Origin of the sequence: Legionella micdadei (assembly GCF_000953635.1) — a bacterium.
Lineage (GTDB): Bacteria > Pseudomonadota > Gammaproteobacteria > Legionellales > Legionellaceae > Tatlockia > Tatlockia micdadei.
Map to the genome: position 1 here is coordinate 876591 of NZ_LN614830.1, position 16148 is coordinate 892738.

Consider the following 16148-nt stretch of genomic DNA (forward strand, 5'->3'; position numbering starts at 1 on the left):
AAAGGGAGTAGATAATGAATAAAAAATTAGTTCTTTGGTTATTATTTTTGAGTACATGCCTATTAGCTGGGTGTTGGACAGTCAAATCTGGTCAAAAATCAGGCATTATTGTTAAAGTGGCGAAGGAAGGGAAGTTTTGGGGAACTTATGAAGGGGAGCTTATTCGAGGCGGGCTTGAGAACGCTAGCGGAGCGACTGGCCGTGAATTCCATTTTACTTTGGGGCAATTTAAATCAGCTCTAGTTAAAAAAGCAGAATTAGCAATGCAAAACAATGATCATGTAATCCTCACCTATCATTGTGAAGAGTTTGTATTCCCTTGGCGTGGTGAAACGAAATGCTTTGTTGACGATATTAAGATTATTGAAACCATGAATCCACAGTCCAATGCGCCAAAAACACCCTAAGCATTCACGCCACATTCACCGAACGGCAGTATTTTAGCGCATCTTGCGCTAAAATACGACTTCGCAAGTCTCGTTTGCTCCGCATCATTTTTCCACAACTTGTGCTTTGATCTAATCGTTTCCAAAGATTTAAGGATACCTTGAAAGTGTAAGGTTAATTTAATTGTGTTTACCTTGATTGGTAGCAATGTTCAATTGCTCTAATTTCTTCTGCTGCTGTCTCGCTTTGTTCGTTCATGGTTGTGTTAAACCAAGCCGCTAAAATTTCTTTGGCTAAATCTTGAGTCAAGAGTCGATTGGACAAAGCTAAAACGTTGGCTCGATTCCATAACCTTGCTCCTGCTGCTGTTTGTGCATCTGTACAAAGTGCCGCTCTTATCCCTGGCACTTTGTTTGCTGCAATGGAGGCGCCAGTCCCTGTCCAACAGAAAAAAATACCCTCATCGCAATCTCCTTGACGAATAGATTCGGCTGCAGCTTGGGTGGCTTGTGTCCATGATTCATTTTGGCGCGATTTAATTGCTCCGAACCGAATAACTTTATGTCCCATACGTTCCAATTCTCGTACAACAAACTCATTTACCGGATAAAGTTCGTCACTGCAAACAGCAATTTTCATAGAGTAACCTGTGAAGTGTTGACATAATGGCTAGGGTAACACAGTGAAAGAACTAGGTGCTACCAAAGAAAGCTGTATCAAAATACCTTGTTGATGCTGCCTGTAAGCCTATCAAAAATGTGCTTAGGTAAAAATAACCAATAACGGCCTTCATTTTTCATGTTTTCGCCGAGAAAGCTTGCCTTTTTGCCAGATCCCCAATAGACATCACCGCGAACTAATCCTCGGATGGCACCACCGGTGTCCTGGGCAATCATCAAACGGTGGAATCGTTTGAGTTTATTATCTTGGATATGGGGCTTTTTAGTACTCAACCATAAAGGGGAACCTAAGGGAATCCACCTTTTATCAATGGCTAATGAGTAGCCTGGGGTAAGGGCGATATCATGCGCGCCAATTGCAACAGGTTTTTTTAAGTTTTCAAAGAAAACGAACGATTTATTTTTGTGTAAAAGTGCGTCGACTTTGGCAGGATGATTATTCAAGTATCGCTCTATTGCTTTTTTGGAGGCGGTGTCCTTAGTCATAATGCCTTTCTTAATGAGTACATTACTGATCGACGTATAATGAGCACCATTTTCTCCTGCGTATCCTAAATATAATCGCTTACCGCTGGTGAGTTTAATTACTCCTGAGCCTTCTGTTTCTAAGAACACTCGATCAACAGGACTGTGGATCCAAGCGATAACGGGTGCTTTCTTTTGAAGTCCCCCTTTGTCAATTGCTTGGCGGGTGTATCGATTTTTACTTACAGTATTCCAATTTAAATGCTTTGGTAAGCCGTAAATGGGTGTATTGTAGGTTTTTGTCCTCGTTAAATTACCCTTGACCAAGGGCATGTAGTAGCCAGTAAATATACCGCGAACAGGTTTGCGTTTGACAAGTTCTAAGGGATAAAACCATTTTTCAAAAAATGCTTTTGCATTCTCTTCTGAAGTCGTATCTATAGACAAAGCTTCGTTACAGGCAGGAAGCCAGTCTTTCGCTTTTAGTTTGATAAGCTGAGAGCCGACTGGATGTGATGGTTTCTTTTTTAAGAAAACTTTGCATGATCGTCGGAATGCGATGAGGGAGTTTTTAACACCGGATTTGTTCCAGCCAGGCAATTGCTCAAAAGGTATCTTCTTTAAAGTAATATTTTTGATGGTAACTTTTTTAGGAGCATTATTTTTAGATTCTTTTTTGGGAACTGTTCCTGCTTTAACTAGAACTTTTTTAGGCGTTATAGCCCGTACTTTCATTACTTGTGCAGAAGCAGCGGCAGCCAAAACCATGTCAGTTGCTGTTTTAGATGCATTTTCTTTTAATGCGGCACTAGCAGCCAGAGCGCTTTTCGTAGTTACAGCTTTATTCTTATTTGTTAGAGGAGCGCCGGCCGAAACCTTTTTTGCGGTTTCAGCTTGTACTGTTTTATTTCTTGTATTGACTGGCTTGTGGACCTTTTGAAGATGCAAGAGTCCAAAAAAACTCAATACAAGGCAAGCTAGGCCAGTTATTATGTAAATTATTATTCGCTTCATAACCGGGAAAAATTGTACATAGGTTTAAATTTAATTCAACTTGTTTTTCCATTGATGCTGTATTTTATGGTCTACTTTAAAAAATGAAGGAAAGAAAAAAAGTTAATAAACAACGTGTTATTTTTGCTGAGAAGGCATAAAAAAATTAAAGGAGATTGTCTATAAAGCATTTATTTTTTTAAATAATTTGTTTTATTTAAATACTTTTTGATCATAAATAAATCTATTCGACCGGGTAAGTGCAAACCTAAGTTAAGGAAATCCGAGCAGCAGGGCTCGGATTATCGGAAGCCTAATAGCAATGTTTGCTCTGCACTAGAGCTATCTAGGTAATCGGTGATTTAAGGCTTTTTTACCACTTTTCTGAAAATGGACGTGCTTCCACCTCAAAAGACCACGCGGAGGATGGCTGTTGTGTAAGCCAAAAAGCGGTGTTTGCTATATCATCTGGTTTAACAAAAAAAGAATCCGGTTTGTCTGGCATATATTCACGGGTTCTAGGTAAATCAACAACACCATCGATGATAATGAGGGCTACATGAATACCTTGCGGCCATAAATATTTCGCCATGGACTCAGCAAGATTGCGTTGTGCCGCCTTTGCAGGAGCGAAAGCGGCTGTTGCAATTCCTCCTCGTCTTGAGGCTGTCGCACCAATGACAATAATGCTGCCCTGACCACTTCGTTTCATATCGGGAATGACTGCTTGACTTACCGCAAACAAGCCGAAGGCATTAATTCGCCAATTCATTTCAAAAGCCTCTGGTGTAATTTCTTCAATGTTCCCCCAAACACCAGAGCCGGCATTATAAATAACCACCTTAATTTCACCTAATTCGCTACTTATTTGCTTAAAAACCCGTTGAACCGATTGAATATCACTCACATCACATTCGTAGGCTTGTGAATTTCCGAGTTCCTGGGCAAGGTTAGCAGTAAAATCTTTCTTTCGTGCTAATAAAGCAACTTGGTAACCTTCTTTAACAAAACGGGAAGCAAAAGCAGCTCCATTGCCCGGACCAACCCCTACAACGACACATACTGATTTTTTCATATCTTACTCCCTAGTGAGGCCATGGATAAAAAAACGTGGCTTCGTGCTTGTTATAATACAGGTTTATAATGCGGGAATTAGGTATAGTTTGAAATGGTTTAAGGATTGATAAATCAATTTTTCCCTGAAATTTTATCGTAAAAATCATGTGTTTTGCTTTACCTGAAGTAATCCATTTCATAATAAGGTCGTAAGCTCGAGTTGGATAGCAAATGACATCGGATAAAACCCAATCATAGCTTTGATCCAATTGGGCAGGGTCTATTGCAAATGCGCTTTGTTGCAAGCAATTGACTCGGGGAAGGTTAGCTATTTTGGCGTCCAGTGGAGCCTTATCTACCGCGGTGACTATTGCCCCTAGAGATTGGGCTACATAGGTCCAACCCCCTGGAGAGGCACCTAAATCCAATACTGTTTCCCCTGAACGAGGATATTTTTCCAAAAGAGAGAACGCTTCCCATAGTTTTAAATAAGCACGATTAGGTGGATTGATTTTATCTTCGATAAAAATACATTTCCCATCTGGCCATTTTTTCCAGCGATTTACACTATAAACGAGGGTATTGTGGTCAAGGAGGCAAAAACTGCCTATCGAGGGGAGCTCGTCTTTAACAGGAAAATGTCGTTCGAGAGGAGGACATTGCCTTAATTGTTCTTCGATCAGGCGTGAGCGTCGTATTTGGTCAATAGGGTGCAAATACCAGAATTTTCCTGCTTGCCGTAAAATCTTTGCTGCTTGGGAAATGGACTGAAAAGTTACAATTTGGGGATCCAGCCAAATGTCCAAGGCGAAACAAGGATTGATTTTGTTAAATGGGCAAAAAACAAGATCATCAATGACTTGGGAAACTTGACCTAGCTCTTTGCCTAAAACGGGTAGAAATTCAGGTTTTACGACATAAACGGCAGCGACTTTTTCTTGCATGGGAATCCTGTAAGGTTAAAGTGACTTTTTTTATAAATTCTGTTATGAAACTTAAATAGCTGTATATATTGCATAGGAAATTCAGCAGTGACTCAATATCAAACGATCAAATCTTACGCTTTTCCTATTACTTTGATTTCCTCTATTATCTTAGGTGGTTTAGCAGGCTACCTATTAGGCTCAAAAGCGCATTATTTAAAATTCCTTGGTGACATTTTTCTCAATTTGTTATTCACAGCCATTGTTCCACTTATTTTTTTCTCAGTGTCTTCAGCGATTGCCCGGACTGATTCATTAGGAAAGTTGGGTAAGATTATTCTGTACATGGCTTTAGTTTTTTTATTCACTGGCGTTGTGGCAGCGGTTTATGCGCTTTTTATTGTAAAAATTTTCCCCCCAGCACAGGGTGTTTATTTGCAGCTTGCAAACACCGAAAGTATTTCTCCACCCACTTTGTCCAGTCAGATTGTAGCAATTTTCTCTGTTCCTGACTTCACGAGTTTGCTATCGCACAAAAACATGTTGGCATTGATCGTGTTCTCACTATTAGTTGGTGTTGCTACTGCCACCGCGAATAAAAAGGGCAAAAAATTCGTTGTGTTTTTGCAGGCAGGCGAAGCCGTTTTTTTGCGCGTTTTTTCTTTAATTATGTATTATGCACCAATTGGTTTTTTTGCTTATTTTGCTGTTTTAGTGAGCGAACTTGGTCCTCAATTGATAGAAGCTTATGCTCGCATTGCTGTAATTTACTATCTTTCTGCGATTGTATATTTCATTTTAGCGTTCACGTTATACGCATATCTTGCAGATAAAGCTAAAGGAATAAAGTTATTTTGGACAAATTTATTGTTACCCTTCCTCACATCCATTGCGACATGCAGTAGTGCGGCGAGTATTCCTGCCAACTTGTTGGCAGCAAAAAAAATGCGTGTTCCTGCTGAAATTTATGAAACGGTAGTTCCGCTTGGCGCCATGATTCATAAAGATGGTTCTGTCATTGGCGGTGTCTTTAAGATAGCGTTCTTATTCGGCATTTTTCATTTGGATTTTAACGGAGTATTTGTGTTATTTGCAGCACTTGGGGTTTCATTACTTGTAGGTACGGTAATGGGTGCTATTCCCAGTGGCGGTATGCTTGGTGAATTGTTGATTTTGACAGTATATGGTTTTCCGCCTTCGGTTTTAATCGCTATCGCTGCAATTAGTATCATCATTGATCCGCTAGCAACGATGCTTAATGTTACCGGTGATTGTGTCGCAAGTATGATGACTGCACGCCTCAGCGAGGGTAAGAAATGGCCAGATTAAGGAGTGGAAATGCTTTGTTTAGAGGGAGTATGGGCTTGCCTGTTTTCATAGAAACGAAAGGTGCTTACGGAGCCAGTTACAGCAAATAAGATAGGCACAAGAAAATTAAAATTAATGCCTGTAAATTCCGCAGTAAGGACAATTGCAGTTATGGGCATTCGCTGGGCTGCTGCAAGAAACGCAGCAGCTCCGACCACAGCAAAAGCTCCTGCATCAGTGCCTGGCCATACGATAGACCACAGCCCGCCAAGTGCTATTGCTAACAATACACCATTGGCAAGTGAGGGGGTAAGCAACCCCCCTTGTGTGCCAACTTGTAAGCTGCTCCAAACAATGAATACCCTAAGTATGAGTAGTCTTATTGCTAAATCTACGCCTAGATTATCAGTAAACCCAAGTTGAATGGGACCTTTTCCATTTCCTAAGAGTTCCGGAAAATAAACAGCTAAGAGACCTATCCCAATAAAATTAAGAATACACAAAATCAAAACGTGCCAATTGCGCGGAGCGAATTTGCGTGCTGCAGTAGTGATTTGATGAAAACGAAAAGCAGCGACGCCAAAAATAGGTCCTACAATGATTGACCATAAGATTAAAGAGGAACTGAGCGGATAATGAGGCAGATGATATTGTGGTCCATTGCCTAAACCAATCCAGGAAACAGCAGTCGCGATTGAACAGGTGCAAAGAGCTGGTATGACCGCTGACCAACTGAGAGTACCGAGTAATGTTTCTAAGATAAAGATGACTCCGCCAAGCGGGACATTATACACCGCAGCTAATCCTGCTCCTGCTCCGCAAGCCACCATGATTTGCGAATCTCTGATACTCAAACCTGTTTTTGCACTGAGCCAACAGGCAAAAGCTGCACCCACTTCTCGTGGCGCTACTTCACGTCCTAAAGGGGAGCCTAACGCAACCGCAATGATTTGGAGTAAAGCATTTAGCATTGTTGTACCGATTGGCATTTGCGGCTTGTCGGATTTAATCGCATTAGCAATGCTGACAAGCGGCCTACCATAGCGATAAATTGCCCACCATCCAAATCCAGCAATAAAACCACAGAGAGTAAGTACAGAAATCCGCCTTTCAGCAGTCGATGCAGTGACACCCTGCAGAAAATTTTCAGGGTGTTCTAAAGTATGGCTATAACCGTAAGCAACATGCTGGATGTGATGCAGCAATAAAGCTAAAAACATCCCTGCCAATCCTGAGACAATACCTATAGCGATAGTAACAAAAATGAGGACAATTATAGGGGGTTCAGATTTCGATTTTTGTAAGTTTGATTGTTCCACAGCTAATCTTCTACTCCAGGGAGATTAGTGTTTATCATTTCTACCATCATGCAATTGAATTATCTTTTTCGCAAGTAGAATTCGCCTAAGCCCTATGCAGAGGTAAATGAGTTTCTTGTTTCTCTTCAGGAGGCTCTATCACATCATATAAAACAGGGTTGCGGAAAAAAAAGGTTAGCGATAAGAAGATAAGCAGGGCAACCAATATCCAGCCCATTAAAAAGAAGCAATCATCCAAAGCCAAAGCAGTGGCTTGTCGATCTAGGAAAACATCAAGCTGAGCTAAGGCTTGTTTTCCGTGGATGTTAAAAAATTTTGCGCGCTCGAAGAATTGATTAGTTAGCTGGGAGAAGGCAGTCAAACTGCTCCCTAAGCGTTCATGATAAAACACTTGCCTGCGATGCCATAAGATAAGAAATAACGATACACCTAAGCTACTTCCCAGGAGCCTTGCGACATGGAAAAAACAGAGCGTATCAGGCAATTTGTCTGAAGGATGTGTTTGTGCGGATAAACGAAAAAGAGGGGCTAAAAATAAAGCAAGTCCAACGCCTGCTAAAGCCCGGGAAAAAGCTATACGATCAAAATTAATTTCGACATTGAAGTAAGTCGTATAAAAACTAGAAATAGCAAAGAAAACTAAGGCTATGGTCAGGGGTAAACGAGGATCATAACGCACGCGGCTGATAACGATTGGAATCCAGGCTCCTAGTGCCATTGTCCCGATGATTAGAGCAATCCAATTGGGCGTGTAATTCACATAGAGCTTCAGCCATAATCCTAATAAAATGACCATTCCAAAATAAATTGCAAAAAGAAAAGACACGTTTAACATGGCAAACGAAAAATAGAAATGTTTAAGCAGTCTTAAATCAAGAATTGGGTATTTCGATGACAAACTGTGTAGGATAAAAAAAATAAGACTTATGCTTCCTGCTATCAGCAAAAAAGTAATAAGTGAAGAGCGAAACCAATCCAATTCTTGGCCAACCGTTAAAACGGTGCCGATGAAAACAATGCTAATTGAATAAAAGAAATACCCTATCGCATCAAAATGCACTTCTTCTGGAGGATGATAGTGTTTTCTATGGGCATAGCCAACAAAAATAATAAAAAGAAGGCAAAGAGGAATGTTGGAATAAAAGAGGATACGCCAATTATGATAATAAGCTATCCAACCACCATAAGAAGCGGCGAGCACGGGTGCCAAGGTAAAACAGACTAATAAAAGGGACAAAATGTAATCTTTATCCTTTCCCGGGGCTAATCGTGGAATAAGCGTGTAGGTGATAAGAATAAAGAGTGGTCCTGAGGCAATGCCTTCTAAAAAACGAAATAAAACGAACTCAAAATAATTTGTGGCTACAGCACAGCGCCAAGAGAAGATGCACATCAAAGTTAAACACACAAGGAAAAGATGGATAGCTCTTAATCCGGTGGAGGAGGGTTTACCCAGAGGAACCCCCAATATATTTCCAATGCAGAAGAAACTTACTGCATAAGAAGTCAGGTAAGAGCTGCCCCCTAAGTCGCTCACTATATAAAGGCCTGACATGATGGGTAAGGTAAGGTTAAAAACCACAGCAGCCAGCGCTAAGATGAGCACATAAAGAATCATTTTATGCTTTCCCTATTACACATTTTCTCTGCAGATGTTTCCCTTTATGGTTTTTAATAATGGGAATTTTTTTCATGTCCTTTTTTATTAGCGCTATTTTCATAAGGTTTATTTAGATCCCTATTCTCTTCTGAATTCTTGCTTTGTAGGGCAATGTCGCTAAGAGTAAGGGGCGTTCTGGCGTATTTTTTTAAATTAGGATCCATATTGCTGTTAATAATATTTGCGATCAGCTCCTTATCACCTTGCTCTTCGAATTGGAAAATATCAGTGGAATAACGTGGGGAATTTAAGAATGTCGTCGGTACGAGTGGTCCATTTTGGTTTCTGAGATCAGCAGTCACTTCGAGTGATAGGCCAATGCGCAGTGGGTGTTTTTTTAATTCTTCACGATTTAATGCAACTCGAACAGGTAAGCGCTGTACGATTTTTATCCAGTTGCCTGAAAGGTTTTCGGGCGGAAGTAATGAAAAAACATTACCAGCACCACCTGGTAAACCCACGATTTGCCCGTGGAAAACCACATCACGACCGTACAAGTCTGAGGTAAATCGCACCTTTTGACCAATCCGCATTTTTTTAAGCTGTGTTTCTTTGAAATTGGCATTGACCCAGATTTGATCAAGCGGGATGATTGACATGAGCGGTTCGTTAGGTGAAATCCACATGCCGACTTGAATTGTACGCTGAGCAACAAGCCCTTCCACAGGCGCGTAAATTTTACAACGATAAAGTTGTACCCAGGTATCGCGTACTTCTTGCGCTGCGGCTTGTACCCACGGGTGCTCAGCAATGGAAGTGCCTTGCACAAAAGCTAGCATTTTCTGATAGTTGCTTTTGGTACTTTTTAATGAAGCTTCGCTCGCCCTTAAATCATCCACAGCATGCTGATAATCCTCCAAAGACACCCCTTTAGCATCAATGACGTCGTAGCGGTGTTTGAAATTTTGTTGGGCTTTTAGAAGTTCTGCTTGCTTCACTTCAATTTCTGCCGCAAGGATAAAAACATCGTGAAATGCTTGGCACACATCTCGTACGGTTTGAGCAAGTTTCTTTTTTGCTTTCTCCAGTGCAATCAAAGAATCTGTTTCATTGAGAGAAACTAAGAGCTGTCCTTTTTTTACGAGGTAACTGTCATCTGTGTAGACAGCGGTAACAAAGCCTTTACGTAACGATTTGATATAAACTTGATTGCCTTGTACATAGGCATCATTAGTATAAGCTTGAAACCGCCAAATAAAAAACCAGTATAAAAAAAAGATGACCAATAAACAGAGGACTATGATTGCGAATAAAAAGGATGCTGATCTTTTTTTCATGTCTTTTTCGCCAGTGGAACCACAGTTTGACAGTAGCCACCACCTAGCGCCTTAATCAATTTTACCGCAGCTAAATATTGGTTATAGAGTAAGGTAACATTTATCAGTTTTCTTTGGATCACTTCTTCCTCAATAATGTACAGCTCGAAGTCACTGTCTAAACCTTTTTGTTGTCGCAAATAAGTTAAGTTATAACGCTGCTGAGCATAATTAACAATCTCTACTTGCTCTTTTTTCTGTTCATACACGTCTTGGGCAAACGCCAACACGTCAAGCACTTCTTGTGTGCTTCTCAGTAATAAATCATTGTAGGCGTAGATCGCCGCATCAAATTCTGCTTTCGTTGCGCGAACATTCGCTGCTATCGCTCCAGCGGTAAAAATCGGTAAATGGACCGCTGGTGTAATACCTGCCTTGCCGCTAGTGATATCTAAAAATTTTCTCCACTTAGTGCTTTCCAAACCAATAAAGCCGCTAATATTAAAATCAGGGTAGAATTCAGCCTTTGCTGCGCCTGTGCGATATGCTAAAGCTTTAGCCCGCCAAATTTGTGCCATTAAATCGGGTCTACGGGCGATGAGGTCTATGGATAATGTTTTAGGAATAACCAGAGAACGCGGCAAAGAAGGGAGCGAGGAGCTAAATTGTAAGGGCGTATCAGGATTACGGCCAGCCAAGATGTTAATTAAGTGTTTATTGGTAATTAGTTCATTGTTAATGCTGGAAAGCAATTGCTTCGCTTCAAATAAATTTTCATTAGCTGAAAACCTGGGCAAATTTGAGGCGAGACCTTTTGTCGAAACTAAATTTTGTAAATTTGCGAGATGGCTGCGTACTCTAACGAGTTGTTCATAAAGTTGTTTTCTTACCAAATTCGTTTTGTAGGCTGCGTAAACTTGGGTCAGTGCTGTGGTGGTAATTAACGCCACTTCAGCCGCTTCAGCTTCAGTGGCGAGGGCTTCGCCAATGGCTGCATGAAAGAGATTACGATTTTTGCCCCAAAAATCGAATTCATAAGTAAAGGATAATGTTAAATCGATGAGTGTTGCATTTCGGGCAAGTTTATGGTTAAACGCGCGGTATAATCCATTTTTACTCAAATATTGCCTCAGCATACTCGCGTCAAAAAACACCAGAGGAAAGAGAAGAGACCGTGTAACAATTGCTTCCTCTTTTGCAGTAGTAATACGACTCTTGATTTCTTGCAGCGAAGGGTTATTGATTAAGGCTTCTTCAATCAAATTATTTAATTCTGGGGAGTGGAAAACTAGCCACCACCTTTTGTCTGGCCAATTGCCCTGTGAAAAAATATTTGTCTCAGCTAAAATTTTTTTAACGGCTGGATCCATATTCGGAGTGGCTTGTAAATTTTTGAGTTGTGCTTGCGGTGATAAAGAGATATTACACGAGATGAGTAAGCATGAGCTTAAGCAAATAAATATCACTAACCGCATAAGCAGATTCCTTGATTGCCAAAAACGAAAGGCTTTTTATAACATAGTATTTTCAACATACTATAAGAGAGTAAGTCGGGGGATTACAATAATTTAGAAATATTATTCTTCTTTGAGGAAAAACCAGAAAATTGGAAAAAAGGGGATTGCATACCTTATGTAGGAAATAGGGAATGACGGATTTAATCCGTCATTCTTAATAAATTATTCTTCAATTTTTACATCTATCTTCTTTTGCACCGCACCCTTTTTCTTAGGAATAGAGATTTCTAATACGCCATGTTTATATTTTGCGCTTATTTTTGCGTCATCGGCAGTTTCTGGTAGGCTAAAACGTCGATAAAACTGACCCTGCGAGCGCTCGATGCGGGTATAGTCTTCTTTTTTCTCCGTTTTTTCGAAGCTGCGTGAACCATGAAGTGTTAAAATATTGTTCTCCAATGAAATGTGCATGTCTTCTTTTTTAACACCAGGAATATCGGCAACCACCAAGAAGCGCTCCTTTTCTTCTTTAATATCAACTGCGGGTGCCCATGTGCCGGTATCGACAAAAGAAGAGTCATCTAATTGGCCTCTAAAAAAATTCTCCAATAATTTCCCAAAGTCCTTTTGAAGGGGGAAATATTCACGTTTTAATAATGAATTCATCGCATTCTCCTTAATAAGATTATCTGGATACCTATAAGATGGTGATATCAAATTTAAATTTCAAGTGAAATTGTCAAAATAAGAAAGTTTCATCGGTGGAGGACAAAAAACCAAAACCACCCTTGCATCTAAGGGTGCCAGGTTTATTCGGTGTTGTTGCATAAGGTCTCATCTTCCCCCCTCCCCCGCACGAAGTTGGAGGCGGGAAGAGGGGGGGCATAAACTGAGAGAAAGTTGTTATTTTTATCCGCATTTTTTTTATCCTGCAGAGAGTAAATTTTTTTCTTATTGATTCTTTCATCATAACAAGTTAAAAAAGATATATTCTGACCTTTTTGCGTAAGATCAAACCATGCCTACTTATAAGGGAAAAGAATTAACCAAAGTTAAGGATAAAAGTGGAGGCAAGAATCACGATGAGGTTGATGGTTTTTATCAAAATTCGGATGGTGAAGAGTTTTTCATTAAAAGACCTAAGGATCGTAATGAGCTATTTACTGAAGGGTTTGCCGGGGCGTTATTAGAAGAACTTAAAAAAAGGGGGTTAATCGATACGATTTATCATGATTCGTTGATTTGTGCTGACTTTATTCAATTCGAAGATGGTTCTTATGGATTAATTCAACCTAGGGTGTACTTCACCGAACTTCATAAAATTATTGGAACCTCCTATTGGGACGGTTCGGATCGTAGTCCTCTGTTCGAGATGTTTCTTGGTCCACGTTACTACCTTTTACTCACCCAGACAGGACAGTATTTTGGGCTTGCTGTTGCGCTTATGTTCTCGCTGCTCTTAGGGGATTATAGTGTCCATAGCGGTAACATGGTTTGTTTGAACGTTATCTCGGTTGAGGAAATTGTTTTTACACAGTTTGCTCGGATTGATTGGGGGGCTGCCTTCCGCTATTTTGGCCATGCGGACAATGTTAATTTGCTTCACCCTCATGAGTATCAAGGATGGTTAAATATAAAAAGTTTCACGAAAGGTTACTTCCTGAATTACAAGCTTATTTCGGGTTTGTTTTTAGCAATTGCTGAGCATGCTAAAGTGCTCATAGGTCAGTTAAACGATGATTTATTACGCGACATTGTCAGTACGGCATTAAGAAAAATTCCAGTCGATCTAGTTGATAAGAAAACCCAAAAAGAGCTTAGTCAGTATTTGTGCATGGATTCATTTGATCTGATTAATTTTCCTGAGCAAATGTATCAGCCATTCTTAAATGAATTTATTCATTTATTGAACATGAGGCTGAAAAAAATGACTGAATTACAAGATGTCTACCCAATCAATGACAATGCTCAATCTTTATTCATCGAACATGCTCCAACTCCTGTTAAATTGCAAGCTAATGGTGCCCTTAATTTCCCTGGTCAATTAAAAATATGGCGAGATACCCTAGCTTCATCAGATCAAAAAACTTGTTTTGATTTTAATTCAATAGATCTACCAATTTTGACTCGACAATTTAATGGATTAATCGACTATTTACTCGAGCAATTTGAAGAAATTAATCCATCAATTGAAGGAGACAATCAAACAGGGCATGGGATACAAGAACTAAGTTCTGAGCAAGAAAAGCCAAGTTCAATATTACGCCATTTATTTACTTTAAAACCCGATGCAACCCCTTTTTATTCTTGCCAAAATTCAGACAAAGATTTCAATGAATCCAGTAAGGTACACTTAAAACATCTCGCCTCCGTTTTAACTTTGGGATTTGATATTGTTGTTACAGTGAGGGTTATCAGAGAGACGCAAAATTTAAAAGGACATGATATGACTAAGGCTTCTGCAGTTCGGTTTCTTTTTAACGCATTACAAAATTACATTGATGCCTTCCAAGAATCATTTTCGACATTCTCCAAACTCATTGAAAGAAAAAATACTCCAGTAATAAAGCCTGAGATTGAAAAGATAAGCGATAAAAACTCATTTTTTAAAACAGTAGTCGATAACAAATTCGGATTGATACCAACAATAAATATACTTAGCTAAATAGAATAGCAAAATGACAATAATAAAAATAAATGGAGACAAGGTTTATCTTACACAAGTAAGAAATCCGAGTGTAAAAATGGGTAAAGGGATGTCGGCAACGCTTTTTATGGGTGATGCAAACGGGAATATCTATATTGCAAAAAAACCAAGATGGCGGGCATTAGGTTCAATTTTTAAAGAATCATTGCCCACTGAATTAAAGCCTTACGAAAGTTGGACTTACCTCGATTTTAGAAGGGAAAAGGAAAATTTATCAGAAGAGAAATTGAACTTACTTAGATCCTATTTTAATCATTTAAAAGAGCTGACTATTGAAGCAGCTTTCGGAGAAATAGTTTACATGAAAGTTGCAGCGAGGCTCTTTCCGATTAGCGCGCAACTACCAGTCTGCTTTTTGCATATTGAAAGCGAAACGGATGAACCTTTGATAATATCCACTTATTTACCCGATTTTAATGAATTTATCTCCAAAAAAGTAGAGTTAATCCTTGGCGCAAAGGTTGAATCAGCTGCTGAATGGGATTACCGGAAGAAACTCAGTAGAGCAGACTTAAAATTTACACGACATGAGCTTAAGTTACTTGGTAAATTGTATTGTTTAGGTTTGCTAATGCATGATTGGGATCTAGTAAATAATATAATGTTAGCAAATTCTGGTTGCATTGGGGATTCAGAAACTGCCAAAAAAATTTCTGTGGTTGATGGAGGAAATAAATTTCATTTTGGTTTTGGGGGGTTAACTTGTGAGGAAACTGCTTTAGAAAATCGAGTCTTTAACCCGAAGGCAAAACGAGATGATTCACCGAGAGGGTTTAATTTCACTTTTCCTTTTGACACAGGGGTTTTTCTAACTTTGCCACGCATGGTCATTCCTGATTTATTCGATTTGAATGATCTCGATTTTGTTCAAGGGTTTTTGGAAATGATAGAAGAGGCAAGAGCCTCAATAAATAGCCAGCCTTCTTGTATTCAAATGGCAGTGAGGGAGGCATTTACCCATATTACAGAAGACTCAGACAAGCATATAAAAGAACAACTCAGGAACCGAAATTCAACACTGTTAAATCATCGTTATTATAAAGGGAAAGAGCGTTCGGGTTATATTTTAGAGCAAATTTTACATGGTCGCTTACATTCACTCGAAAAAATTGCGGCTCGTTTATCTAAGGGAGATACAGTTGCACAGATCAATCAAGAAACCCAAGAGAATTATTATTTTTCTCAATGTTGGTAAGCAATTACTGAAAATGAATGACTAAAGATTCTAACCCATCGCGTATTTGTTCTAAAATTTAGATAACCAGCTGCCCGGAAAATCGCTGGAAGAGAATGGATCAAGGAAATGAAAATGAAAAATAGGTACTCTTCATTGGTTTTTATTTTGCTAAGCTGCCTAAGTGTAGGAAGCTTTGCTTCAAGCTTATCCCTTGAGAGTCCAGCATTTAATGTGAATACTCCTATACCCCGCCAATATACTTGTGATGGGGCTGACATCTCACCTCCTCTTTTTTGGCAATATCCTCCTGCAAATACACAATCCTTCGTTCTAATCGTTGATGATCCAGATGCTCCAAGTGGGGATTGGGTCCATTGGCTAGTTTTTAATATACCCGCTAATACGTGGTTATTACCTGAAGCGGCAGAAAATCCAACAGGTGCAGTGACTGGACAAAACAGCTGGGGGCAAGCTACCTATCGAGGTCCATGCCCACCAAGCGGCACGCATCATTATTTTTTCAGACTTTATGCTTTGGATACCGTTCTGCATCTCGGTTCGGCAGCAGATAAGTCTGATGTATTAAAAGCGATGCAAGACCATGTTCTTGAAACAAGCGAATTAGTTGGAATTTATTCAAAAGAGTGACGCATTTCTTCAAGGTTTTTCTGCGCCTTAATTTTTCAGTCAAAACTCGGGATTTAAAGTAAGGGGAGTCTAGTGGGAATCTGACAAAAGAGTGCTGACGTTTTAAAAAATA

At 39.6% G+C, this 16148-nt stretch carries 14 protein-coding genes; 5 read left to right on the forward strand and 9 right to left on the reverse strand.

Translation table 11 applies throughout. From position 1 onward, the window contains the following. Positions 1 to 14: 14 nt before the first annotated feature. Positions 15 to 407, forward strand: a complete 393-nt coding sequence (locus LMI_RS04015) for a hypothetical protein (RefSeq protein WP_045098647.1) — start codon at positions 15 to 17, stop codon at positions 405 to 407. Between the two features lie 169 nt (positions 408 to 576). Here LMI_RS04015 and LMI_RS04020 read toward each other — a convergent pair whose 3' ends face one another. The 4 genes from LMI_RS04020 to LMI_RS04035 form a co-directional block, all read right to left on the reverse strand. Then, positions 577 to 1026, reverse strand: coding sequence for an RpiB/LacA/LacB family sugar-phosphate isomerase (locus LMI_RS04020; protein ID WP_045098648.1), 450 nt, complete (start codon positions 1024 to 1026; stop codon positions 577 to 579). Between the two features lie 77 nt (positions 1027 to 1103). Further along, on the reverse strand, positions 1104 to 2480 hold the full coding sequence (mltA, locus tag LMI_RS04025) for a murein transglycosylase A (RefSeq protein ID WP_231852221.1): 1377 nt from the start codon (positions 2478 to 2480) through the stop codon (positions 1104 to 1106). Positions 2481 to 2898: 418 nt separating this feature from the next. Continuing rightward, the gene (locus LMI_RS04030) at positions 2899 to 3600 is read right to left on the reverse strand and encodes an SDR family NAD(P)-dependent oxidoreductase (protein ID WP_045098649.1); all 702 of its coding nucleotides are present in this window, start codon (positions 3598 to 3600) and stop codon (positions 2899 to 2901) included. Between the two features lie 10 nt (positions 3601 to 3610). Continuing rightward, positions 3611 to 4525 carry an SAM-dependent methyltransferase gene (locus LMI_RS04035; protein WP_045098650.1) on the reverse strand — a complete coding sequence of 305 codons (915 nt, stop codon included), beginning with the start codon at positions 4523 to 4525 and terminating at the stop codon, positions 3611 to 3613. Positions 4526 to 4612: 87 nt separating this feature from the next. On the opposite strand from LMI_RS04035, the gene LMI_RS04040 reads away from it, so the two are divergent. Further along, a complete protein-coding gene (locus tag LMI_RS04040; RefSeq protein WP_045098651.1) occupies positions 4613 to 5833 on the forward strand; it encodes a dicarboxylate/amino acid:cation symporter in 1221 nt (406 codons plus the stop codon). Here LMI_RS04040 and LMI_RS04045 read toward each other — a convergent pair. From LMI_RS04045 to LMI_RS04065, 5 genes are all read right to left on the reverse strand, one after another. Then, on the reverse strand, positions 5830 to 7131 hold the full coding sequence (locus LMI_RS04045) for a chloride channel protein (RefSeq protein ID WP_231852222.1): 1302 nt from the start codon (positions 7129 to 7131) through the stop codon (positions 5830 to 5832). The genes LMI_RS04040 and LMI_RS04045 overlap by 4 nt on opposite strands. 85 nt (positions 7132 to 7216) lie before the next feature. After that, entirely contained in the window at positions 7217 to 8749 is a 1533-nt protein-coding gene (locus LMI_RS04050) for an MFS transporter (protein ID WP_045098652.1), read from the reverse strand. A 53-nt stretch (positions 8750 to 8802) separates the two neighbouring features. Continuing rightward, positions 8803 to 10068 carry an HlyD/EmrA/EmrK family protein gene (locus LMI_RS04055; protein ID WP_082050700.1) on the reverse strand — a complete coding sequence of 422 codons (1266 nt, stop codon included), beginning with the start codon at positions 10066 to 10068 and terminating at the stop codon, positions 8803 to 8805. Continuing rightward, the gene (locus LMI_RS04060; RefSeq protein ID WP_045098653.1) at positions 10065 to 11522 is read right to left on the reverse strand and encodes an efflux transporter outer membrane subunit; all 1458 of its coding nucleotides are present in this window, start codon (positions 11520 to 11522) and stop codon (positions 10065 to 10067) included. Before LMI_RS04060 ends, LMI_RS04055 begins: the two co-directional genes overlap by 4 nt. Before the next feature lie 204 nt (positions 11523 to 11726). After that, positions 11727 to 12170: an Hsp20/alpha crystallin family protein gene (locus tag LMI_RS04065; RefSeq protein ID WP_045098654.1), complete on the reverse strand. Its 444-nt coding sequence runs from the start codon at positions 12168 to 12170 to the stop codon at positions 11727 to 11729. Positions 12171 to 12522: 352 nt separating this feature from the next. Here LMI_RS04065 and LMI_RS04070 point away from each other — a divergent pair, with 352 nt between their 5' ends. The 3 genes from LMI_RS04070 to LMI_RS04080 all read left to right on the forward strand — a co-directional run bounded on the left by LMI_RS04070 (position 12523) and on the right by LMI_RS04080 (position 16036). Next, a complete protein-coding gene (locus LMI_RS04070; RefSeq protein ID WP_052679444.1) occupies positions 12523 to 14169 on the forward strand; it encodes a hypothetical protein in 1647 nt (548 codons plus the stop codon). A 13-nt stretch (positions 14170 to 14182) separates the two neighbouring features. Continuing rightward, positions 14183 to 15406: a hypothetical protein gene (locus LMI_RS04075; RefSeq protein WP_143001025.1), complete on the forward strand. Its 1224-nt coding sequence runs from the start codon at positions 14183 to 14185 to the stop codon at positions 15404 to 15406. A gap of 114 nt (positions 15407 to 15520) precedes the next feature. Continuing rightward, complete coding sequence (locus tag LMI_RS04080) at positions 15521 to 16036, forward strand: YbhB/YbcL family Raf kinase inhibitor-like protein (RefSeq protein ID WP_045098656.1); 516 nt, start codon at positions 15521 to 15523, stop codon at positions 16034 to 16036. The last annotated feature ends 112 nt before the right edge of the window (positions 16037 to 16148 follow it).

Bases quoted from the DNA above. Each gene is read 5' to 3' on its own strand.
- LMI_RS04015 (WP_045098647.1), top strand. From the start codon at position 15: ATGAATAAAAAATTAGTTCTTTGGTTATTATTTTTGAGTACATGCCTA.
- LMI_RS04020 (WP_045098648.1), bottom strand. From the start codon at position 1,026: ATGAAAATTGCTGTTTGCAGTGACGAACTTTATCCGGTAAATGAGTTT.
- LMI_RS04030 (WP_045098649.1), bottom strand. From the start codon at position 3,600: ATGAAAAAATCAGTATGTGTCGTTGTAGGGGTTGGTCCGGGCAATGGA.
- LMI_RS04035 (WP_045098650.1), bottom strand. From the start codon at position 4,525: ATGCAAGAAAAAGTCGCTGCCGTTTATGTCGTAAAACCTGAATTTCTA.
- LMI_RS04050 (WP_045098652.1), bottom strand. From the start codon at position 8,749: ATGATTCTTTATGTGCTCATCTTAGCGCTGGCTGCTGTGGTTTTTAAC.
- LMI_RS04055 (WP_082050700.1), bottom strand. From the start codon at position 10,068: ATGAAAAAAAGATCAGCATCCTTTTTATTCGCAATCATAGTCCTCTGT.
- LMI_RS04060 (WP_045098653.1), bottom strand. From the start codon at position 11,522: ATGCGGTTAGTGATATTTATTTGCTTAAGCTCATGCTTACTCATCTCG.
- LMI_RS04065 (WP_045098654.1), bottom strand. From the start codon at position 12,170: ATGAATTCATTATTAAAACGTGAATATTTCCCCCTTCAAAAGGACTTT.
- LMI_RS04070 (WP_052679444.1), top strand. From the start codon at position 12,523: ATGCCTACTTATAAGGGAAAAGAATTAACCAAAGTTAAGGATAAAAGT.
- LMI_RS04075 (WP_143001025.1), top strand. From the start codon at position 14,183: ATGACAATAATAAAAATAAATGGAGACAAGGTTTATCTTACACAAGTA.
- LMI_RS04080 (WP_045098656.1), top strand. From the start codon at position 15,521: ATGAAAAATAGGTACTCTTCATTGGTTTTTATTTTGCTAAGCTGCCTA.